Origin of the sequence: Beutenbergia cavernae DSM 12333 (assembly GCF_000023105.1) — a bacterium.
Classification (GTDB): Bacteria; Actinomycetota; Actinomycetes; order Actinomycetales; family Beutenbergiaceae; genus Beutenbergia; species Beutenbergia cavernae.
On the sequence record NC_012669.1, the window covers coordinates 1262168 to 1282889 of the forward strand.

The following is a 20722-nucleotide window of genomic DNA, read 5'->3' on the forward strand; positions in this document are numbered from 1 at the left end:
CGACCTTCGAGGATCGTCCCGCCAACCGCCGTCGGAAATGAGTACCGCCATGCCCGTGCGCTCTGACCTGCGCAATGTCGCGATCGTCGCACACGTCGATCACGGCAAGACCACGCTCGTCGACTCGATGCTGTGGCAGACGGGCGCGTTCGGCGCTCACGACCACGTCGGCGAACGCGCGATGGACTCTGGCGACCTCGAGCGCGAGAAGGGCATCACGATCCTCGCGAAGAACACCGCCATCGCCTACTCAGGGCCGAGCGCCGCCGCTGCCGGGCACCCCGAGGGCGTCACCATCAACGTCATCGACACGCCTGGTCACGCGGACTTCGGCGGCGAGGTGGAACGCGGGCTCTCGATGGTCGACGGCGTGGTGCTCCTCGTCGACGCGTCGGAAGGCCCGCTGCCGCAGACCCGCTTCGTGCTCCGCAAGGCGATCGCCGCCCGCCTGCCCGTGATCCTCGTGGTCAACAAGGTGGACCGACCGGACAGCCGGATCGAGGAGGTCGTCGGTGAGACCACCGACCTGCTCCTGGCGCTCGCCAGCGACCTCGAGGACGAGGACATCGACCTCGACGCCGTCCTCGACGTCCCGGTCGTGTACGCCGCGGCGAAGGTCGGGAGGGCGTCCACGACGCCGCCCGCCGACGGCGGCATGCCTGACGGGACGGACCTCGAGCCGCTCTTCGCGACGATCCTCGAGCGGATCCCGGCGCCGTCGTACGACGACGGCGCTCCCCTCCAGGCGCACGTGACGAACCTCGATGCGTCGCCGTTCCTGGGCCGCCTCGCGCTGCTGCGGGTGTTCAACGGCACGCTGCGCAAGGGTCAGACGGTCTCCTGGGCGCGTCGCGACGGCTCGCTCACCCAGGTGCGGGTGAGCGAGCTCCTCGCCACCAAGGCGCTCGACCGCGTGCCCGCCGAGAGCGCCGGCCCGGGGGACATCGTCGCCGTCGCCGGCATCGAGGACATCACCATCGGCGAGTCGCTCGTCGACCCGGACGACCCTCGTCCGCTGCCGCTCATCACCGTCGACGACCCGGCGATCTCCATGACGATCGGGATCAACACGTCCCCGCTGGCCGGCCGCGTGAAGGGGGCCAAGGTGACCGCGCGGCAGGTCAAGGACCGCCTCGACCGCGAGCTCGTCGGCAACGTCTCGCTGCGGGTGCTCCCCACCGGTCGCCCGGACTCGTGGGAGGTCCAGGGCCGCGGCGAGCTCGCGCTCGCGATCCTCGTCGAGCAGATGCGCCGCGAGGGCTTCGAGCTCACGGTCGGCAAGCCCCAGGTCGTGACACGCGAGATCGACGGCCGCACCCACGAGCCGGTCGAGCGGATGACGATCGACGTCCCCGAGGAGTACCTCGGTTCCGTCACCCAGCTGCTCGCCCAGCGCAAGGGCCGCATGGAGACGATGACGAACCACGGCACCGGCTGGGTGCGGATGGAGTTCCTCGTGCCGGCCCGTGGGCTCATCGGGTTCCGGACGCAGTTCCTCACCGACACGCGCGGCACGGGCATCGCGTCGTCGATCGCGGAGGGGTACGAGCCGTGGGCCGGGCCGATCGAGTTCCGCACGGCCGGGTCGCTCGTGGCCGACCGCGCGGGCGCCGTGACGGCTTTCGCTCTCATCAACCTGGGTGACCGCGGGACGTTCTTCGTCTCGCCGGGCCAGGAGGTCTACGAGGGCATGGTCGTCGGCGAGAACAACCGCGCCGACGACATGGACGTCAACATCACGCGCGAGAAGAAGCTGAACAACATCCGGTCCTCGACCGGGGACGAGCTCGAGCGGCTCACGCCTCCGCGCCGGCTCACCCTGGAGGAGTCCCTGGAGTTCGCCCGCGACGACGAGTGCGTCGAGGTCACGCCGGAGGCGATCCGCATCCGCAAGGTCGTGCTCGACCAGACGGAACGCGGCCGGGCTGCGTCGCGGGCGAAGCGCGCCTGAGCACGCCGCGGCTCAGTCCGCGAGCCTGAACGCGAGCTCCGTCTCCCAGTCGGCCATGTCGGGGACCTCGGCCGGGTCGCTCAGGTACGTCTCGATCCGGCTCGCCCAGTGGTCGCCGTCGTCCTCCTCGTGGTGGTCGAAGCGCAGGCCCTGCTCCGCGCCCCAGGCGAGCAGCGCCGCCGTCGCTGCGACGAGCGAGTCGGGATGTCCGCGGTGGAGGACGACGGTGTAGCGACCGGCGGGCAGGAGACCGGCGGCGATCGCGCCGTCGTCAGCGGCGCTCGCGGGCAGGACGGCGACGGCGGCGCGCGTGGCGTCGTCGTCGGCCACCGGGATCCCCGCCTCGACGAGCATCTCGCGAGCCATGTCGATGACGTGGTACCGGAAGAACGGGGCGCCGGTCACGTCGAGGCCGTGCTCGCCGGCCCACGTGAAGAGCTCGGCGATGCGACCACCGATCCGTCCGACCTCCGTCATGCCCACGTGCTCGGCGATGCCCACGTACGGGCGTGAGGGCCGCTCGACGACGGCGGGCTCGGCAGTCATGGCGGCCTCCTTGCGCCTCGGTGTCTCCGACGTCCCAGCCAAGCACGACGTGGCGGCCCCGGCACCCGCGCGAGCGTCGGGGTGGCAGGATCGTGCGCGTGATCGCACCGGACGGACCGCTGCTCGCCGTCTTCGCCCATCCCGACGACGAGACGCTGACCGGGGGCGGCGTGCTCGCGCTCGCCGTCGCCCGCGGTCGACGCACCGTCGTCGTCACGGCGAACCGCGGCGAGCGCGGGGAGATCATCCCCCTGGAGCTCGCCCACCTCGAGGGCCGGCCCGACGACGTCGCCGCGCTGCGCACGCAGGAGCTGCGTGGCGCGCTCGCGGAGCTCGGCGTGGCGGAGCACCGCTTCCTCGACGAGCTCGCCGTGGGTCCCCGGCCCGTGCGCTACACGGACTCCGGCATGGCGTGGCTCGCGCCCGGCCGGGCGGGGCCGGCGCCGGACGCGGCCGGCGACGCGCTCACCAGCGCTGACATCGGACCGGCTGCGGCGGCGCTCGCCGAGCTGGTCCGCCAGCTCCGGCCGAGCCTGGTCGTCACCGACGAGCCGGGCGGCGGGTACGGGCACCCGGACCACGTCCGCACCCACGCCATCGTGGTGCGGGCGCTCGAGGTCGCCGCGCTGCGGCCCGGCTCGGACGGCGCCCCGCCGTGGGACGTGCCGGTGCTCGCCTGGGTGGTGCGCGACGCCGAGCGGCTCCGTGCCGCGCGTGCCGCCGTCACGGAGGCGACCGAGCCGCTGGCTCTGCGAGGGGCGGACGGGGCGCCGCTCGTCGCGCCGGGTGCCGCGGAGGAGCTGCCGTCGATCGCGCGCGCGCCCGAGCAGGTCGACGTCGAGCTCGACCTCGTGCCCGTGCTGCCGCGCCTCGTGGCGGCGATGCGGGCGTACCGCAGCCAGGCGCAGGCGGTCACCGTGCCGGTGCTCGACGCCGCAGCTCCCGACCCGGGCGCGCTCTCGCCGGACCAGGCGGCGGTCGGCTGGTTCGCGCTCTCCAACGGCGTCCTCGCGCCGATCCTGCCGGTCGTGTCCCTGCAGCTGGCGAAGGGCGACGTCGACGACGTCGGGCTCGGCCGCCCGCTGTCGCGCAACGGGGAGCCGTCCGCGCCCGCCCGTTCCGGCGGCGTCTACGCGGCAGCCGCCGTCGCCGTCTGCGTGGTGCTGGGCGTGCTGGTCGGCGCGGGTGGGACGGCCGTCCACCGCTGGGTGGTGACGCCGTGGCAGCTGCCGCTCGGCGCAGTGCTCGCGCTGGGGGCCGTCGCCGCGGGGGCGTTCCTCGCGCGCGGCCTCGGCCACGGTGCGGCACTGTTCGGCTACGCGGTCGGACTCGTCGCCACGGTCCAGGCGATGGCGTTCCTGCAACCCGGGGGAGACGTGCTCATCGCCTCCGACGGGCGCAGCCTCGTGTGGCTGTACGGATCCGTGCTCGTGTGCGGCCTCGCCGCCTTCGCGCCTCGGCGGTGGTTCGCGGATGCGCCCCGCACCTGAGGACGGCGACGCCGTGCCCGGGTCGGTCGATGCCGACGCGTATCGCGACGCCGTCGCGCGCCTGGCGGGCGGCGTCGCGGTGGTGACGGCGCGCTCCGGGACGGGGGTGGACCACGCCGTCGTGACGACGTCGGTCGTCTCGGCCTCGCTCGACCCGCCGCTCGTGCTCTTCGTGCTGCACGCCGACTCGAGGGTGAACGACCTCGTGGGGGTCGGCCGGACGTGGGCCGTGAGCGTCGTGACGGCCCGCGCGGCGCCCGCCGTCGCCTGGCTCTCGGAGCCGGGCCGCCCGGGCCTCGGGCAGCTCACGGGCATCGCGCACCATGCGGGTGCGGCGTCCGGTGCCGCGCTGCTCGACGCCGCGGCCGCGTGGGTCGAGTGCCGCACGCGCTGGGTGCGCGGGGCGGGCGACCACGACGTGGTGGTCGGGGACGTGCTCGCGGTGCACCTCGGTGACGGGTCGGACGGTGCGCTCGTGCACCGACTGGGCCGTGTGCTCCCCGCACCGTGACCGACCCGTGATCCGCACCGGCCCTGGGAGTGTGGTATCCGCCCGTACAATCGCGTGATGGCGGGGCCCGCTCTGGGCCAGGGGCGCACAGACAAGGAACGCCGTACGTGACCGAATCCGAGACCGGCGCACGCGCGACCGACGCTCCCGACGAGGAGTCGACGGGCGCTGCTCCGGAGACGGAGCCGGAGCAGGGCGTCGACGACGCAGCCGGTGCCGCGCAGCATGGTCCGTCGGCGGAGCCTGCTGCGGCCGAGGCCGCCGCTGAGACGCAGGTGCGCGGGATCCCCGTCGTGCCGGCGCAGGAGCCTGCCGAGCCGGCGGAGGCGAACGCTGCCGAGCCGCCTGAGGCGGGCGCGACCGAGGTCGCCGAGCCCGCGGACGACCAGGCCACGGAGGCCGAGCCAGAGCCTGCCGAGCCGGTGGAGGCGGACGCTGCCGAGCCGCCTGAGGCGGACGTGACCGAGGTCGCCGAGCCCGCGGCCGACGAGGCCACGAAGGTCGAGCCAGAGCCTGCCGAGCCGATGGACGAGGTCGTGGCGGAGCCTGCCGACCCGACCGAGGCGGACGCGACCGAGGTCGCGGAGCCCGCGGCCGACGGCGAGGCGACCGAGGTGATGGCGGAGCCCGCCGCACTCGCGGCCGGCGCGACAGGCGGCGGCGATTCACCCCTCGACGAGCTCGAGGGCGAGCCGCCCAGCCACCGCGGACGCAAGATCGCCCTCGGAGTGGGGATCGGCGTCGTCGTCCTCGCAGCCGCCTACGCGGGTGCGGCATGGTTCGTCGCCGACCGTGTGCCGCGCGGGGCGACAGTGGCCGGCGTCGAGATCGGCGGGCTCACCACCGACGACGCCGTCGCTCGCCTCACCGACGACCTCGCCGATCTCGCGACCGAGCCGATCGACGTCCGTGCGGGCGACGCCCAGACGACCATCGACCCCGCGGCCGCGGGTCTCGCGCTCGACGCCCAGGCCACCGTGGAGGCACTGTCCGGGTTCTCCTGGGACCCGCGCGACGTGTTCCGGCACGTGCTGGGCACCGGTGAGGAGCCGGCGATCAGCACGGTGGACGCCGCCGCCTTGGACGCCGCACTCGTCGCCGCGAACGACGACGTCGCGATCGCGCCGACGGAGGGGTCGGTGGTGTTCGCCAACGCCGAGCCGGTCGTGACCGACCCGGTGGACGGCGTCGGGCTCGACCTCCCCGCGACGGAGGAGCTGCTCGTGAGCAGCTGGCTCACCGCGGAGCGTCCGCTCGCGCTGCCCACGGAGTCCGTGACGCCGAACATCGACGACGCGGCGATCGAGGAGGCACTGAGCACGATCGCTGAGCCCCTGGTCAGCGCGCCGGTGTCGGTCGTGGCCGGCGAGGCGACGGTGCCGCTGAGCGTCGAGCAGCTGACGTCCGTGGCGACCCTCGTCCCCGAGGGGTCGCGCCTCGTGCTCGAGCTGGACGGCGACGCCCTCGCCCAGCTGCTCGGCGAGGCGGCGCCCGACGTCGGCACGGCTCCCCAGGACGCCCGCATCGAGCTGCAGGACGGCGCGCCCGTCGTCGTCCCGTCCGTGAACGGCACCGGAATCGACCCCGCGGCGCTCGCCGACGCCGTGGCGGCGGCGGCCACCTCGACCACGGAGCGCACCGCCACCGTGGAGCTCAGCGAGACCGAGGCGGAGTTCACGACGGCCGACGCCGAGGCGCTCGGCGTCGTCGAACGCATCTCGGAGTTCTCGACGCCCCTGCCCCCGTACCCCGACCCGCCGCGCACCGAGAACATCCAGATCGGCGCGAGCCGCGTGACGGGCATCCTCCTCATGCCGGGCGACACGTTCAGCCTGCTCGACACGCTGAGTCCCTTCAACGCCGCGAACGGGTACCACCAGTCCGGCGTCGTCGAGAACGGGTTCGAGGCGCGGGCGTACGGCGGCGGGCTGTCGCAGCTGTCGACGACGCTCTTCAACGCCGCGTTCGAGGCCGGGCTCGAGGACGTCACGCACAAGCCGCACTCCCGATGGTTCTCCCGGTACCCGGAGGGACGGGAGGCGACCCTGTTCGAGGGCAGCGTCGACATGCAGTTCCGCAACACCACCGACCACGGCATCCTGCTGCAGGCGTGGGTCGCGGGCGGCCGCACGCACGCGGCGATCTGGGGCACGCCGACGTTCGACGTCGACATCACGACGGGTGAGCGGTACGCGTTCACCTCGCCCCGCACCGTGTACAACACGTCACCGGAGTGCATCGCGGAGTCCGGCGGGTCGAACGGGTTCTCGGTGCAGGTGCGCCGCGTCGTGTCCCTCGACGGCGCGGTCGCGCGCGACGACACGTACACGTGGTCCTACCAGCCGTGGAACACGGTCGTGTGCGGGCCGGACCCGGCGACCCAGCCCGATCCCCCGACCCCGACCCCGGACCCGGGCGGCGGCTGACGCTCCCCCCCCGTTCGCGAGAGGATTCGTGCGCCACCGCGAGAGGTTCTGTGCGCCACCGCGAGAGGTTCTGTGCGGTGGCTGCCGTGCGCTCAGCCGGGCTCCGGCCTGGGTCGTCGGGCCGGAGGCGGCGGCACCCGCTTGAGGGCGACGACGGCGGCCGTCGGCACGCGCACGTCACCGCGCCGCGTCGCGACGACGACGGCGTCCCGCGTGATCGACGTGATCTCGCCCAGGGCGTCGGTGAGCGTGCGTCCGGCGCCGTCCGGCTCGGGGAGCCGGTACCGCACGACGACCCGCTCGCCCACGGCGTGCCCTCGGAACGCGACGTCCGCACGCGAGCGGCCGTCGTCGTCGGGATTCCGCGGACTCTCCACCCCCTGATCCTCCCGTGCCGGGGCGCGTGAGCGTACCCAGGCGACCGGCGGGGCGGCGCGCGGGAGGCATGCCCCGGAGTGCGGGATACTGGGCACAGCCGAGCGGCGCGTGCCACAGCCGCGCCCGGCGTGAGCGGAAGGAGCCTCGTGACCTACGTGATCGCGCAACCGTGCGTGGACATCAAGGACAAGGCGTGCATCGACGAGTGCCCCGTGGACTGCATCTACGAGGGTGAACGCTCGCTCTACATCCACCCCGACGAGTGCGTCGACTGCGGGGCGTGCGAACCCGTGTGCCCGGTCGAGGCCATCTACTACGAAGACGACGTGCCCGAGCAGTGGGCCGAGTACTACAAGGCGAACGTCGAGTTCTTCGACGAGCTCGGGTCGCCGGGCGGCGCCGCCAAGATGGGCATGATCCCGCTCGACCACCCGATCATCGCCGCGCTGCCCCCGCAGGCCTGATGGGCTTCACCGCGCCCGGCGCCGCCTACCCGTGGGACGCGCTGGCCTCGCATCGTGAGCGCGCGGCCCAGCACCCGGGCGGGGTGTGCGACCTGTCGATCGGGACACCTGTCGACCGGACGCCGGACGTGGTGCAGGACGCGCTGCGCGCCGCCGCCGACGCTCCCGGCTACCCGACGGCGCACGGCACCCCCGCGCTGCGGGCGGCCGTCGCGGAGTGGTACGCCCGCCGGCGTGGTGTGCCCGACGTCGACCCGGACGCCGTGCTGCCGACCGTGGGCTCGAAGGAGCTGGTCGCGCTGCTGCCGAGCATGCTCGGGCTGGGCGCGGGAGACGTCGTCGTCGTCCCGTCCGCCGCGTACCCGACGTACGAGGTCGGGGCGACGCTCGCCGGCGCGCAGGTGCTCGTCTCCGACGATCCGGCGGAGTGGGCCGGGCGCGAGGAGGTGGCGCTGGTGTGGCTCAACTCGCCGTCGAACCCGACCGGCGAGGTGCTCGGTGCGGAGCGCATGGCCGCCGTCGTCGCCGCCGCGCGTGAGGTGGGCGCCGTCGTTGCGAGCGACGAGTGCTACGCCGAGCTGCCGTGGACGGCGCCGTGGGTCGACGACGGCGTCCCGTGCGTCCTCGCCCCCCGCGTCTCCGGCGGTTCGCACGCCGGGCTGCTCTCGGTGTACTCGCTGTCGAAGCAGTCCAACCTCGCGGGCTATCGCGCGGGGTTCGTGGCGGGCGACCCGGCGATCGTGGACTCGCTGCTCCAGCTGCGGCGGCACATGGGGATGATGGTGCCCGCGCCGGTGCAGGCCGCCATGGTGGCCGCGCTGACCGACGACGCGCACGTCGCGGCGCAGCGAGCCCGATACGTCGCCCGCCGCGACGTCCTGCTGCCGGCCCTGCGGGAGGCGGGGTTCGCCGTCGAGCACTCCGAGGCAGGCCTGTACCTGTGGGCCCGCCGCGACGGCGCCGACCTGCCCGCGGGAGGCTCCGCCGACGCGCCCTGCTGGACGACGATCGCCTGGCTGGCCGATCGCGGGATCGTCGCCGGCCCGGGCGTCTTCTACGGACCCGCGGCGGGCGCGCACGTGCGGATCGCGCTGACGGCGACCGACGAACGCGTCGCCGAGGCGGCTCGCCGGCTCACCTCCGCCTGAGATGTGAGCCAGGGCTCACGGATTGGGAATCCGCTGGGGCGGGGGGTACCGTCTTGTGGAGATTCCGTGAGGAACCGGCGACTCCCGCCGGACGCCGGACCCAAGGAGGGGACCCGATGACCGAGACCGCGCTGGAGCCTGCCACGTTCGAGGTGGGCGAGACCCACCTCGAGTTCCAGCGCATCCCCGCGAGCGAGGGGAACGACGGCGTCGCCATCGGTTCGCTCCTCAAGGAGACCGGTCTCGTCACCGTCGACCCCGGCTTCATGAACACGGCGTCGTGCACCTCGGAGATCACGTACATCGACGGCGATGCCGGCGTCCTGCGCTACCGCGGCTACCCCATCGACCAGCTCGCGAAGAGCTCCTCGTTCCTCGAGGTCGCCTACCTGCTCGTGCACGGCGAGCTGCCGAACGCCGCCGAGCTCGGGGCGTTCGTCGAGCGCGTCGAGCGGCACACGCACCTGCACGAGAACTTCCGCAACCTCATCGGGGCGTTCCCGCGGGACGCCCACCCGATGGCGATCCTCTCGAGCGCCGTCTCCGCGCTGCCGGGTTACTACCCGGAGAGCGTGGACCCGTTCGACCCGGCGCGCGTCGAGCTCGCCACCGTGCTGCTGCTGGCCAAGGCGCCCACCATCGCGGCGTACGCCCACCGGCACTCGCTCGGCCAGGAGATGATCGGACCCGAGCCCAGCCTCGGCTACGTCGGCGACTTCCTGCGGATGTGCTTCGCCGACGGCGGCGAGTACGAGCCGTCGCCGTCTCTCGCCGAGGCGCTCAACCTGCTGCTCGTGCTGCACGCCGACCACGAGCAGAACTGCTCGACGTCGACCGTGCGGATCGTCGGTTCGGCGCACGCGAACCTGTACGCGTCGGTCTCGGCGGGCATCAACGCACTGTCCGGGCCGCTCCACGGCGGCGCGAACGAGGCGGTGCTCGAGATGCTGCGTGACATCCGCGAGTCCGATGACGACGTCGACACGTTCATGAAGCGCGTCAAGAACAAGGACAAGGGTGTCCGGCTCATGGGCTTCGGGCACCGCGTGTACAAGAACTACGACCCGCGCGCCGCGATCGTGAAGTCCACCGCCGATCGCATCCTGTCGGAGCTCGGCAAGCGCGACGAGATGCTCGACATCGCGATGCGGCTCGAGGAGATCGCCCTCTCCGACTCGTACTTCATCGAGCGGAAGCTGTACCCGAACGTCGACTTCTACACGGGGCTCATCTACAAGGCGATGGGCTTCCCGACGACGATGTTCACGCCGCTGTTCGCCGTCGGCCGGATGCCCGGCTGGATCGCGCAGTGGCGCGAGATGATGAACGACCCGACGACGAAGATCGGGCGCCCGCGGCAGGTCTACACCGGGCACACCGACCGGGACTACGTGGAGCTCGACGCGCGCTGAGCCCGGCTGGGGCTAGCACCGGGCCGCGTCAGGGCGCGATCCAGACCTCGCCGTCGGGGGGACCCGCCTCGCCGTCGGCGAGCGGCTCCCAGCCGGCATCCGCACCGCGCGAGCGGTCCCACTCCCGGCCGTCGACGGCGACGCGCCCGGCGCCCGTCTCCGCGGCCGTCGCCACCGCCCAGTGAGCCACACCCCACGCGTGCCGGGCCGGTTCCGCGCCGAGCGAGGCGGCGTCGACGACGACGACGGCGTCAGCCCCGCTCCCCTCCGCGTTCGCCTCGACCGCGACGAAGTCGCGGACTAGCCGGTCCGACACGGCGCCCGCGACGGCGTCCGGCGTGCCGTCGTGGTCGCCGAGCACGCAGGTGAGCGCGGCGGGGGAGTAGCCCGTCAGCGCCGAGGCGAACGACCGTCCGACCTGCTCGTGCTGGGCGTACGCCTCCGGGAACGCCGAGCGTTGCACGCGTTGGGCGGCGTCGGTCACCGGCAGACCCTCCCAGCCCTCCACCGTCACGAGCACGTCGAAGAACGCGTTCGTCGCGTACACCGGGTCCATGACCTGCTCCGGCGTCCCCCAGCCCTGCGACGGCCGCTGCTGGAAGAGGCCCAGCGAGTCGCGGTCGCCGTAGTCGATGTTGCGCAGCCGGGACTCCTGGATCGCCGTGGCGACGGCGATCGTCGTCGCGCGGGCGGGCAGACCGCGGTGCGTGCCGATCGCGGCGAACAACGCGGCGTTCGCCGCCTGGTCGGGGTCGAGCGGATGCCGTTCGCCCTCGACGTCGGCGACGCACCGGGCCACGAGCGGCGGCGCGTCCTCGAGCGCACGCAGCAGCGCGACCACCCCGACGACCGCCGCGACGCCGATCGCGAGCAGCACACCGGTGACGATCAGCGCCCGAGGCACGGACCGCCGTCGTCGGGAGCGCGCAGCCATGGGTGGACCGGCTACTGGGCGTGGAGGGCGTCGTTGAGCTCGACCGAGCCGGTCGCGCGGGCGAGCGCCTCCACGGCGCCGGTGCGGGAGTTGCGGCGGAAGAGCAGACCTGACGCCCCCGAGAGCTCGCGAGCGGCGACGACGCGAGGGCCGTCGTCGTCCCCGCTCGCAGCGGTGGCCGCGCCGCCCGCGAGCGTGACCTTCGTGCCGGCGGTGAGGTAGAGGCCGGCCTCGACGACGCAGTCGTCGCCCAGGCTGATGCCCGTGCCGGCGTTCGCGCCGAGCAGCGTGCGGCGACCGATCGTGACGACCTCCGTGCCGCCGCCGGACAGGGTGCCCATGATCGATGCGCCGCCACCGATGTCCGTGCCGTCCCCGATGACGACGCCCTGCGAGACCCGTCCCTCGATCATCGCGGTCCCGAGGCTGCCCGCGTTGTAGTTGACGAACCCCTCGTGCATGACCGTCGTGCCGGAGGCGAGGTGCGCGCCGAGCCGCACCCGCGACGCATCGGCGATCCGGACGCCGGCCGGCAGCACGTAGTCGGTCATGCGCGGGAACTTGTCGACGCCGTGCACGGTGAGGGAGCCGTCGCGGGCGAGCAGACGGGCGCGCGTCTCCTCGAAGCGGGTCGGGGAGCACGGCCCTGCCGAGGTCCAGACCACGTTCGCCAACGCCCCGAAGACGCCGTCGAGAGAGACGGAGTTCGGCGTGACGAGGCGGTGCGAGAGGAGGTGCAGGCGGAGGTACGTGTCGGCGGCGTCCGACGGCGCGGCGTCCAGGTCGACGGTCGTCGTTACCACGGTGCGCCGCACGGCCCGAGCGACGTCTTCGGTCGCGAGCGGCTCCAGGAGCGCACGCGTCGCCTGCTCGGCCTCCTCGTCCGGCGTGCCGAGCACGGGAGAGGGGAACCAGACATCCAGGACGGCGCCGTCGTCGAGGTCGGAGGTCGTGGCGAGGCCGATTCCGGAGGCGGTACGCGTCATGGCGCCCAGCCTAGATGCGGTCCCGGACCGCCACGGCATCGCGCCAGCTCCGGACGAACGGTCGCTCCCCGGCGAGGATCGGTCGGGCTCCGCGGCGGCCACGACGCCAGGCTGGGAGTCCGCCACGAAGGAGACAGATGTCCACGCAGGTCACCACCGCCCCCGATCCCACCGCCGCCCCAGCCGGCGTCGCCCGACGTCCCTGGTGGGCGGTCGTCACGCTGGGCCTCGGGATCCTCACGCTCGTCACGAGCGAGTTCCTGCCGTCGAGCCTGCTCTCGCCGATCGCGGCGGACCTCGGCATCAGCGACGGCACCGCCGGCCAGCTCGTCACGGCCACGGCCGTCGCGGGGATCCTCGCGGGCCCGGTGATCGTCGCGTCCCTCCCTCCGGTCGACCGGCGCCTGGTCATGGTGGCGCTCACCGCGCTCTCGGTCGGCTCCAACGTGGTTGTGGCCCTCGCCCCGAGCCTCCCGCTCATGCTGGCCGGGCGTGCGCTGCTCGGCGTCGCGCTCTCCGGCTTCTGGGCCCTGTCGCTGTCGGTGGTGTCCCGGCTCGTCCCCGCGCAGCGCCTCGGACGCGCCATGACGATCGTCAACACGGGTGTCTCCCTCGCCACGGTCGCGGCCATCCCCGTCGGGGCGTTCCTCGGGGAGCGGGCGGGCTGGCGAGCGGTGTTCCTCGGCGCGGCCGCCGTCGGCGTCCTGACGCTCGTGCTGCAGCTCACGGCACTGCCCCGGATCCTCGTCGACGAGCGCTCCGGGCTGCGGCCGCTGCTCGACACCCTGCGCACGCCGGCGCTCGCGCTCGGGTTCGTGGGTCTCGCGCTGCTCGTCACGGGGAACTTCGCGGCCTTCACCTATCTGCGGCCGATGCTCGACGGGGTCGGGGGCATGAATGCGGGGCTGCTCGCCGTCGTGCTCGCCGCCTACGGCGTCGCGAGCTTCGCCGGGAACGTGGTCGCCGGCGTCGTCGGGGACCGCCGGCTGCGCGCGCTGCTCGTGGCGGTCCCCCTCGCCGTCGCCGCGTCGACGGCGGCCCTCGGCATCGCCGGCGACAGCCTCCTCGTCGTCGTCGGGACCGTCGTGCTGTGGGGCCTCGGCGCGGGGGCGATCCCGACGATGATCCAGACCTGGCTCGCGCGCGTCGCGCCGGACCGCCTCGAGAGCGGTGGTGGGCTCATCGTCGCGACGTTCCAGACCTCTATCGCACTCGGTGCGGCGCTCGGGGGCCTCCTCGTGGACGCGTTCGACGTCGACCTCGCGTTCTTGGTCGCCGGGCTCGCGGCGGGACTCGGCGCGCTCGTCTTCTCGCGCGTCCGGACGGGCTGAGCGTCGGGGGCGACGGCGCCGGTCACCCGACGGGCGCCGTCGCCTCCGCGCCGCGGCGGCGCCACTCGCTCGGGGCGAGGCCGCTGTGCCGGCGGAACGCGCGGCTGAACCCCTCGTCGGAGTCGTAGCCGAGCGCGAACGCGACCTCGCTGACGCCGCGGCCGGTCCGCAGGAGCTCCTCGGCGCGGCGCATGCGCACGCCGGTGACGTAGCGGGCGGGCGACTCGCCCACGCTGCTGCGGAACCGCTCCGCGAACTGGGACCGGGAGGAGTGCGCCAGCCGGGCGAGGTCCTCGACGCGCCAGCTCGACCCAGGTTCGGCGTGGATGGCCTCGAGCGCGCGGCCCAGGTGCGGGTCGTGCGCCTGCGCGAGCCAGGCGCGGGCGTTGCCGCAGCCTCGCTCGAGCCATGCCCGCAGGGCGGCGGAGACGACGACGTCGATGAGGCGGTCCACGAGGATCGAGGACGTGGGGGACTCGGCCGACACCTCGCGGTCGATGAGCGCGACGAGTCCCGCGTAGGCCGGGTCGTCGAGGCGGAAGCCGCAGGTGAAGAGCACCGTGGGCATGAGCGCGCTCACGCGGTCGAACGGCGACGCCTCCAGGGTGAGCCCGGCGGTGAGGACGCACGCCCCGCCGTCCCGCGCAGCGTGCAGCTCGTGCCGCCCCGCGTGCGGGAGGAGCGCCACGTCACCTGCCTGGAGCGTGACCTCATGCGGGTCGGAGAGCGGTCCCACCGCGCCGTCGTCCTCCCGTCGGGAGCGCAGCACCGCCGACCCGCCCGTCACGTGGAGGAGCCGAAGGCCGGCGCCGTCGACGACCGTCGCGGCGTGCGGGTCGAGGCTCAGGCGTCGCAGGGCGCCCGCCGACCAGCGCATCCGGCGCAGCAGCTCCTCCGCGGCCTTGGCGTCCGGGCCGCCGGGACGTGGCGGCGCCGGCGTCAGGACGGGCGACGGCGCCAGCACCGACGCCGCGCGGGCGGGTTCGATCGCGGGCGTCACGGTGGCGCTCATGCAGGGGACAAGCCTCGGACGTGGTCCCGCATTCCCCGGCAGCGCGCCTGGCGTGCCGTCCAGGTGCCCTCGTGCAGTCGCGGTGGGACGATCGCGCCATGGTCACGATCATCGGAACCTGGCGGTTCGAGGACGTCGGCGGCGTCGGGGTGGACCAGGGGCGACCGCCGGTCGTCGTGTTCGGCGCCGACGGCACCATCAGCGGCAGTACCGGCGTGAACCGGCTGACCGGGACGTTCACGCTCGACGGCGACCGGCTCACCCTCAGCCCGCTCGCGACGACCCGCATGATGGGCCCGGACCACCTCATGGACCTCGAGCGCGCGGTGCTCGACTTCCTGGCCGGGCCGCTCTCGGTCGAGGTGTCCGACGACGGCGCGATCCTCGCCCTGCAGGGTCCCGACGCCACGTCGCGGCTGGTCGCTGAGCCGGTTGACGAGGTCGCCGTCGACGCCGGGGCGAGCGCCTCGGCACCGGCGCCGCTGGCCGTCCACGGCCAGGTGTTCGCGGCGTCGCCCACCCCGTTGCCGCCCGGCGCCTCGCTCGAGGTCCAGCTGCTCGACACGGCGAAGGCCGACGCGCCTGCCGAGGTGCTGGCGAGCGCCGTCGAGCCGGTGGCCGCGCTGCCGGCCGCCTACCAGGTCGTGGTGGACCGGGACGTCGTGCTCGAGGCCGGAGCGCCCGCGCTGCGGGCTCGTGTGGTCGACGGCGACCGCCTGCTGTGGACGACGGACACGCACGTCGCCGTCGACGTCTACGTGGCCGCCGAACCGATCGCGCTGCAGGTCGTGCCGGTGGGCTGAGGCGCACGGATCCTCTCGCGGTGGCGCACGGATCCTCTCGCGGTGGCGCACGGATCCTCTCGCGGTGGCGCACGGATCCTCTCGCGGTGGCGCACGGATCCTCTCGCGGACGGGACGGGTCAGGCGGGTCGGCCGAGCCCGCGGACGGCGCGGGGGCTCGCGGTGCCGACGCCGGGCGGGAGCCGGGCGAGGAGGCCGCGGTCCGCCGTCGCGACGGTCACGTCCGCGGGCCGCCGTGCCGCGCCCACCGGCGCGGCGTCGTCGGCGTCGCCAGAGCGCGCTGCGGACGCGCTGAGCGCCTCCTCGACGGCGTCGCCAGAGCCCGCCACGGACACGCTGAGCGCCTCCTCGACGACGCGCACGACGGCGTCGTCACCGGAGCCTGCCGCGCTCACCACGGTCAGGCTCCCGGCCCGCCACGGGCGCGTGCGCTCGTCGGGTGCGGGCACGCCGCGAGCGGCGCCCTCGACGACGAGGACGACGTCGGGCCACCAGCGCTGCCCCGGCAGGCCGAGGAGATCGGCGTCGAGGCCGTCGGCGAGCGCGTCGGCAAGGCCGTCCCGCAGGCGGGCGGTGGCCGCGCGTCGGTCGCGCCACCAGCCGTCGGGGACCGAGCCGACGACGTTCGCGGCGTCGACCACGAGCAGGGGCCGCCGAACGAGCATGTCCCGCAGCTGGGGCCACGCCAGGCCGAAGCCGGGATGCAGCGGCAGGCCGGCGACGTCGTCGCACGCCACCCACGCGACCTCCACCGACTCCGGATCGGTCGCGCGCGGCCGGACCGGCGCGCCGGCCGTGGCGAGGAGGGTGGTGTAGCTCCAGTCGGGGTGCTGCAGCACGGAGGTGGCGAGCAGGCGGACCGCACCCGCGTCGATGCCGGCCTCCTCGCGCGCCTCGCGCAACGCGCCGGCCGGCGCCCCTTCGCCGGGCAGCAGGGCACCGCCGGGCACGCCCCACGTGTCTCCGTGGTGGCTCCACGCGGCGCGGTGCTGGAGCACGACGCGGCCGCCGTCCGTGAGCAGCAGCCCCGCGGCACCGTGGGTTCCCCAGTGCCGCTCGCCGCACGCGCAGTGCACCCAGGCGTCGCTCGGGTGGCCTGGGGTGGGGAGGTCCGACGACGACGTCACGCGGGTCAGCCTGCCATCGTCCGGGTGGCGGGCGCGGGGAGGACCCGCCGCGGCCCAGCGGCTGGACCGGCGGCCGCCGCCCGCCTCTCGGGAGACCCGCGGGGGTCAGGGCGTGGGGTCGATCTCGCAGATCACGGTGCCGGCGCTGACGCCGTCGCCGACCGCCGCCGTCAGCGCGCGGATCGTTCCCGCCCGGTGCGCGACGAGCGGCTGCTCCATCTTCATGGCCTCGAGCACGACGACGAGATCCCCCTCGGCGACGACGTCGCCGTCGGCAGCGGCGACCTTCACGATCGTGCCCTGCATCGGCGAGCTGAGCGCCTTCCCGTTCGCCGACGCCGTGGGTCGCGCCGCGCTCCGCCGCGCGGGGCGACGCCGCTGCGCGCCGCCGGCAGCGATCCCGAGTCCCGCCGGGAGGACGACCTCGAGCCGCTTCCCGCCGACCTCGACGACGACCCGTTCCATCTTCTCGTCGGCGTCGCTCGAGGGTGCGGGCGTCGCGGGAGGGGCGGCGGGGGACCGGACGAGGCGGCCGACCATCTCCGACTCGATCCACGTCGTCCAGATCCCGAACTGTCCGTCGCTCGCGACGAACGCGGGCTCGGTGAGCACGGCGCGGTGGAACGGCAGCACCGTCGGGATTCCGGCGATCTCGGTCTCGGCGAGCGCGCGGCGGGCGCGCTCGATCGCCTGCGTGCGCGTGGCACCGGTGACCACGATCTTCGCGAGCATCGAGTCGAAGTTGCCGGTCACGGGCTGCCCGGCGGCGATGCCGGCGTCGACGCGGACGCCCGGCCCGCCCGGCCAGTGCACGGTGCTGGGGGTCCCCGGAGTCGGGAGGAAGTTGGCGGCCGGGTCCTCGCCGTTGATGCGGAACTCGATCGAGTGCCCGCGGGTGGTGACCTCGCTGTACCCGAGCGGCTCGCCAGCGGCGATGCGGAGCTGCTCGCGCACCAGGTCGATCCCGGCGATCTCCTCGGTCACGCAGTGCTCCACCTGGAGCCGCGTGTTCACCTCGAGGAAGGAGATCGTGCCGTCGGAGGCGACGAGGAACTCGCACGTCCCCGCGCCCTCGTAGCGGGCCTCCTGCAGGATCGCGATCGAGGCGCGGCGCAGCTCGGCGTCCTGCTCGGGCGTGAGGAACGGCGCGGGCGCCTCCTCGACGAGCTTCTGATGGCGCCGCTGCAGCGAGCAGTCGCGGGTCGAGACGACCACCACGGTGCCGTACGCATCGGCGAGGCACTGGGTCTCGACGTGCCGTGGCCGGTCGAGGAACCGCTCGACGAAGCACTCGCCGCGGCCGAACGACGCCGTCGCCTCGCGGACGGCGGAGTCGAACAGCTCGGGGATCTCCTCGAGCGTGCGGGCCACCTTGAGGCCGCGCCCCCCGCCGCCGAAGGCCGCCTTGATCGCCACCGGGAGCCCGTGCTGCGTGGCGAAGGCGACGACCTCGTCCGCGCTCGCGACCGGGTCCGGCGTGCCGGCGACGAGCGGTGCACCGGCTCGCTGGGCGATGTGCCGGGCGCTCACCTTGTCGCCGAGCGCCTCGATCGCCGCGGGCGACGGCCCGATCCACGTGAGGCCGGCGTCGATCACCGCCTGGGCGAACTCGGCCTGCTCCGACAGGAAGCCGTACCCGGGATGGACGGCGTCGGCTCCGCTGCGCCGGGCGACGTCGAGCACCTTCCCGGCGTCGAGGTACGTCTCGGCCGCGCGGGTCCCGCCGAGGGCGAACGCCTCGTCGGCGAGGCGGACGAACGGCGCATCACGGTCGGTGTCGGAGTAGACGGCGACGGACGCCAGCGACGCGTCCCGCAGAGCCCGGACGACGCGGACGGCGATCTCTCCCCGGTTGGCCACGAGGACCTTCGTCACGGGTCGGCTGATCACCGCACTGCGGTCGGTCTCGACGGCGGTCGCCATGCACGCTCCTGTGTCGCCGGGGTCCTCGGGGTGAATTGCCTGCTCACGGTAGTCCTCGATCGGGCAGGGTCCCAACGCGCGCCGGAGCGCCGCGCCAAGTCTGTGCTTCCGCCCAAGCACCGGGGACGTCGTCTGTCGAGATCCTACAGATCGAGGTGCCGATCCTGCGTTCGGGACGCCCCGTCGTCGTGGGGATTGTACAAGTGGTGCCGGACGGCGCTGTACAGCGCGACCATCCACCCGGACTCGCGGAACGCCCCGAGCCAGACGTGTCGAGCAGCGCCGACGCCGTGCGTCACTCACGTACAGGCTCCATCGTGGAGGTCTGCACCGAAGGAGGAGTGATGAGTTCCCACATCCTGAACAGCATCCTGCTGGCGTCCGCCGACGCGGAACGACTGCGGGACTGGTACGCCCGGGCGTTCGACGTCGCGCCGAACGACGACGGGTTCCTGGAGCTCGGGCCGGTGGCGGTCCTGGTCGACGGGCGCGACGACGTCCCGGCCGCGGCCGCCGACCCGTACCGCGTGATCCTCAATCTCGACGTCCCCGACGCGCAGGCCGCAGCGCGCCGCCTCGACGAGGCCGGCGTCGAGTGGGTCGCCCCGCTGGAGAAGCGGGCCGACGGCTGGTTCGGCACGTTCCGCGACCCGGACGGCAACGTCCTGCAGATCATCCAGATGGACGCGGAGTACTACTCCTCCCGCGGCGCCGACGACCCGCACCGACCCCGCCCGTTCAGCGGCTTCTCCGCCGACGACATCCCCGCGGCGCGCGCCTTCTACGCCGACGTCATGGGGCTGCGGGTCACGGAGGAGCACGGCATGCTCACGCTGCACCTGGGCGGCGGCGCCGGCGTGCTCGTGTACCCGAAGCCGAACCACGAACCGGCGACGTTCACCGTGCTCAACTTCCCGGTACCGGACATCGACGCGGCAGTCGCCGAGCTCGCGTCGAAGGGTGTCGAGCTCCTGCGCTACGACGGCATGCCGCAGGACGACGCCGGCGTCATGCGAGGACAGGGGCCGCCGATCGCCTGGTTCACGGACCCCGCGGGCAACGTGCTGTCGGTCCTGCAGGAGGACTGAGTCAGCGCCCGGTGAGGTCGTAGCGGAAGCGCGGCAGGACACGACCCGGGATCGATCCGGATGGCGTCTCGCCGTCCGGCTGCGCGCCTCTGGACGCGTAGAAGCCCGCGGCGAACGGGTCGGACTCGATGACGAGGGTGTCGAATCCGAGCGCGGCGGCGGCGTCGACGGCGTGGTCCCACAAGGCCCGGCCGACGCCTGTCCCGATCGCGGCGGGCTCCACGAAGAGGTTCCCGATCTCGCCGACCGGCGGTGCGCCGTCGAGCGTCACGAACCCGACGACGTCGCCGTCCCGCTCCGCGACGACCGTGCGGCGTGCCTCGATGCTCGCCGGGTCGTACGTGAGCTCGCCGGCGACGATGGCGAGGAAGTCGTCGTCGTACCCCCAGTGCGCCTTCGAGTGCAGCGCGAGGTCGCCGAGCAGCGCGGCTTCGTCGGGTCGGGCAGGTCGCAGGGTCAGGCCCGTCATCGGTGCTCCCACAGGTCGGGGTACGCGAGTCCGAGCTCGCGGACGAGGCCGCGCAGGAGCGGGAGGCTGAGGCCGACAACGCCGTGGTGGTCGCCCTCGATGCGGGTCACGAACGCGCCGCCGAGCCCGTCGATCGTGAACGCGCCGGCGACGGCGAGCGGCTCACCCGTCGCGAGGTAGGCCTCGAGCTCGTCGTCGTCGACGTCAGCGAACTCGACGAGAGTCGCGGACGTGCCGCCCACCGCGCGGCCGGGGCCGGACGCGCGCGCCTCCTCGGACGCGGCGATGAGCCAGTGCCCGGTGTGCAGCACGCCCGTCCGCCCGCGCATCGCCTGCCAGCGCTCCCGCGCTACGTCGACGGTCCCCGGCTTGCCGTACGAGGCGCCGGCGAGCTCGAGGATCGAGTCGCATCCGAGGACGAGGGACGACGACGGCGTCGCCTCCGCGGGGGACGCGTCGCCGTCCGCAGCGGGGGAGATGCGGGCTGCGACCGCCTCGGCCTTGGCGCGTGCGAGGAGCAGCGCCTGGTCGCCGACCGGGAGCGGCGCGCCGGCCGCGCGCTCGGCGTCCGCGAGGGCGGCGTCCTCGTCGACGTCGCTCACGACGACGCGTGGCTCGATGCCGGCGGCGCGGAGCGTGGTGAGGCGGGCGGGTGACCCTGAGGCGAGGACGAAGGGTGTGCTCACCCGCGCGACCGTACCCGGTGTCGCGTCGGCGGGGGTC

General features: G+C 74.2%; 19 protein-coding genes and 1 pseudogene. 11 read left to right on the forward strand and 9 right to left on the reverse strand.

Features of this window, described 5'->3' with window-relative positions; all coding sequences use genetic code 11:
* Positions 1–49 precede the first annotated feature (49 nt).
* Positions 50–1951 carry a translational GTPase TypA gene (gene typA, locus BCAV_RS05650; protein WP_015881622.1) on the forward strand — a complete coding sequence of 634 codons (1902 nt, stop codon included), beginning with the start codon at positions 50–52 and terminating at the stop codon, positions 1949–1951.
* A gap of 12 nt (positions 1952–1963) precedes the next feature.
* Here typA and BCAV_RS05655 read toward each other — a convergent pair whose 3' ends face one another.
* On the reverse strand, positions 1964–2497 hold the full coding sequence (locus BCAV_RS05655; protein ID WP_015881623.1) for a GyrI-like domain-containing protein: 534 nt from the start codon (positions 2495–2497) through the stop codon (positions 1964–1966).
* Between the two features lie 98 nt (positions 2498–2595).
* Between BCAV_RS05655 and BCAV_RS05660 the strand changes: the two genes are divergently transcribed.
* The 3 genes from BCAV_RS05660 to BCAV_RS05675 all read left to right on the forward strand — a co-directional run bounded on the left by BCAV_RS05660 (position 2596) and on the right by BCAV_RS05675 (position 6924).
* Positions 2596–3987 carry a PIG-L family deacetylase gene (locus BCAV_RS05660; protein WP_015881624.1) on the forward strand — a complete coding sequence of 464 codons (1392 nt, stop codon included), beginning with the start codon at positions 2596–2598 and terminating at the stop codon, positions 3985–3987.
* Entirely contained in the window at positions 3971–4498 is a 528-nt protein-coding gene (locus BCAV_RS05670; protein ID WP_015881625.1) for a flavin reductase family protein, read from the forward strand. Before BCAV_RS05660 ends, BCAV_RS05670 begins: the two co-directional genes overlap by 17 nt.
* Positions 4499–4605: 107 nt before the next feature.
* Complete coding sequence (locus tag BCAV_RS05675; RefSeq protein WP_015881626.1) at positions 4606–6924, forward strand: VanW family protein; 2319 nt, start codon at positions 4606–4608, stop codon at positions 6922–6924.
* Between the two features lie 92 nt (positions 6925–7016).
* On the opposite strand, the gene BCAV_RS05680 is transcribed toward BCAV_RS05675, so the two are convergent.
* Positions 7017–7301, reverse strand: coding sequence for a putative acetyltransferase (locus BCAV_RS05680; RefSeq protein ID WP_015881627.1), 285 nt, complete (start codon positions 7299–7301; stop codon positions 7017–7019).
* Positions 7302–7448: 147 nt separating this feature from the next.
* Between BCAV_RS05680 and fdxA the strand changes: the two genes are divergently transcribed.
* The 3 genes from fdxA to BCAV_RS05695 all read left to right on the forward strand — a co-directional run bounded on the left by fdxA (position 7449) and on the right by BCAV_RS05695 (position 10326).
* Positions 7449–7766, forward strand: a complete 318-nt coding sequence (fdxA, locus tag BCAV_RS05685) for a ferredoxin (protein ID WP_015881628.1) — start codon at positions 7449–7451, stop codon at positions 7764–7766.
* Positions 7766–8914, forward strand: a complete 1149-nt coding sequence (dapC, locus tag BCAV_RS05690; protein WP_015881629.1) for a succinyldiaminopimelate transaminase — start codon at positions 7766–7768, stop codon at positions 8912–8914. The genes fdxA and dapC overlap by 1 nt, the downstream gene beginning before the upstream one ends.
* A 116-nt stretch (positions 8915–9030) precedes the next feature.
* Entirely contained in the window at positions 9031–10326 is a 1296-nt protein-coding gene (locus BCAV_RS05695) for a citrate synthase (RefSeq protein WP_015881630.1), read from the forward strand.
* A 28-nt stretch (positions 10327–10354) separates the two neighbouring features.
* On the opposite strand, the gene BCAV_RS05700 is transcribed toward BCAV_RS05695, so the two are convergent.
* Both BCAV_RS05700 and dapD read right to left on the reverse strand, forming a co-directional pair.
* Positions 10355–11260, reverse strand: coding sequence for a hypothetical protein (locus tag BCAV_RS05700; protein WP_015881631.1), 906 nt, complete (start codon positions 11258–11260; stop codon positions 10355–10357).
* Positions 11261–11271: 11 nt separating this feature from the next.
* Complete coding sequence (dapD, locus tag BCAV_RS05705; RefSeq protein WP_043346662.1) at positions 11272–12246, reverse strand: 2,3,4,5-tetrahydropyridine-2,6-dicarboxylate N-succinyltransferase; 975 nt, start codon at positions 12244–12246, stop codon at positions 11272–11274.
* 137 nt (positions 12247–12383) lie between these two features.
* Between dapD and BCAV_RS05710 the strand changes: the two genes are divergently transcribed.
* Complete coding sequence (locus tag BCAV_RS05710; protein WP_015881633.1) at positions 12384–13577, forward strand: MFS transporter; 1194 nt, start codon at positions 12384–12386, stop codon at positions 13575–13577.
* Positions 13578–13599: 22 nt separating this feature from the next.
* Here BCAV_RS05710 and BCAV_RS23515 read toward each other — a convergent pair whose 3' ends face one another.
* Entirely contained in the window at positions 13600–14589 is a 990-nt protein-coding gene (locus BCAV_RS23515) for an AraC family transcriptional regulator (RefSeq protein WP_015881634.1), read from the reverse strand.
* 98 nt (positions 14590–14687) lie between these two features.
* Here BCAV_RS23515 and BCAV_RS21480 point away from each other — a divergent pair, with 98 nt between their 5' ends.
* Positions 14688–15392, forward strand: a complete 705-nt coding sequence (locus tag BCAV_RS21480; protein WP_015881635.1) for an META domain-containing protein — start codon at positions 14688–14690, stop codon at positions 15390–15392.
* 119 nt (positions 15393–15511) lie between these two features.
* Here the strand turns inward: BCAV_RS21480 and BCAV_RS05725 are convergent, their stop codons facing one another.
* Positions 15512–16519 carry an NUDIX domain-containing protein gene (locus BCAV_RS05725; RefSeq protein WP_015881636.1) on the reverse strand — a complete coding sequence of 336 codons (1008 nt, stop codon included), beginning with the start codon at positions 16517–16519 and terminating at the stop codon, positions 15512–15514.
* 105 nt (positions 16520–16624) lie between these two features.
* The gene (locus tag BCAV_RS05730) at positions 16625–18442 is read right to left on the reverse strand and encodes an acetyl/propionyl/methylcrotonyl-CoA carboxylase subunit alpha (protein ID WP_015881637.1); all 1818 of its coding nucleotides are present in this window, start codon (positions 18440–18442) and stop codon (positions 16625–16627) included.
* 344 nt (positions 18443–18786) lie between these two features.
* On the opposite strand from BCAV_RS05730, the pseudogene BCAV_RS23345 reads away from it, so the two are divergent.
* Both BCAV_RS23345 and BCAV_RS23350 read left to right on the forward strand, forming a co-directional pair.
* A pseudogene (locus tag BCAV_RS23345) lies at positions 18787–19104 on the forward strand (VOC family protein); the annotation flags it as partial.
* A gap of 18 nt (positions 19105–19122) precedes the next feature.
* Positions 19123–19530, forward strand: coding sequence for a VOC family protein (locus tag BCAV_RS23350; RefSeq protein WP_245529016.1), 408 nt, complete (start codon positions 19123–19125; stop codon positions 19528–19530).
* Position 19531: 1 nt separating this feature from the next.
* On the opposite strand, the gene BCAV_RS05740 is transcribed toward BCAV_RS23350, so the two are convergent.
* A complete protein-coding gene (locus BCAV_RS05740) occupies positions 19532–19999 on the reverse strand; it encodes a GNAT family N-acetyltransferase (protein ID WP_015881639.1) in 468 nt (155 codons plus the stop codon).
* Positions 19996–20685: a Maf family protein gene (locus BCAV_RS05745; RefSeq protein WP_015881640.1), complete on the reverse strand. Its 690-nt coding sequence runs from the start codon at positions 20683–20685 to the stop codon at positions 19996–19998. Before BCAV_RS05745 ends, BCAV_RS05740 begins: the two co-directional genes overlap by 4 nt.
* Between the last annotated feature and the right edge of the window lie 37 nt (positions 20686–20722).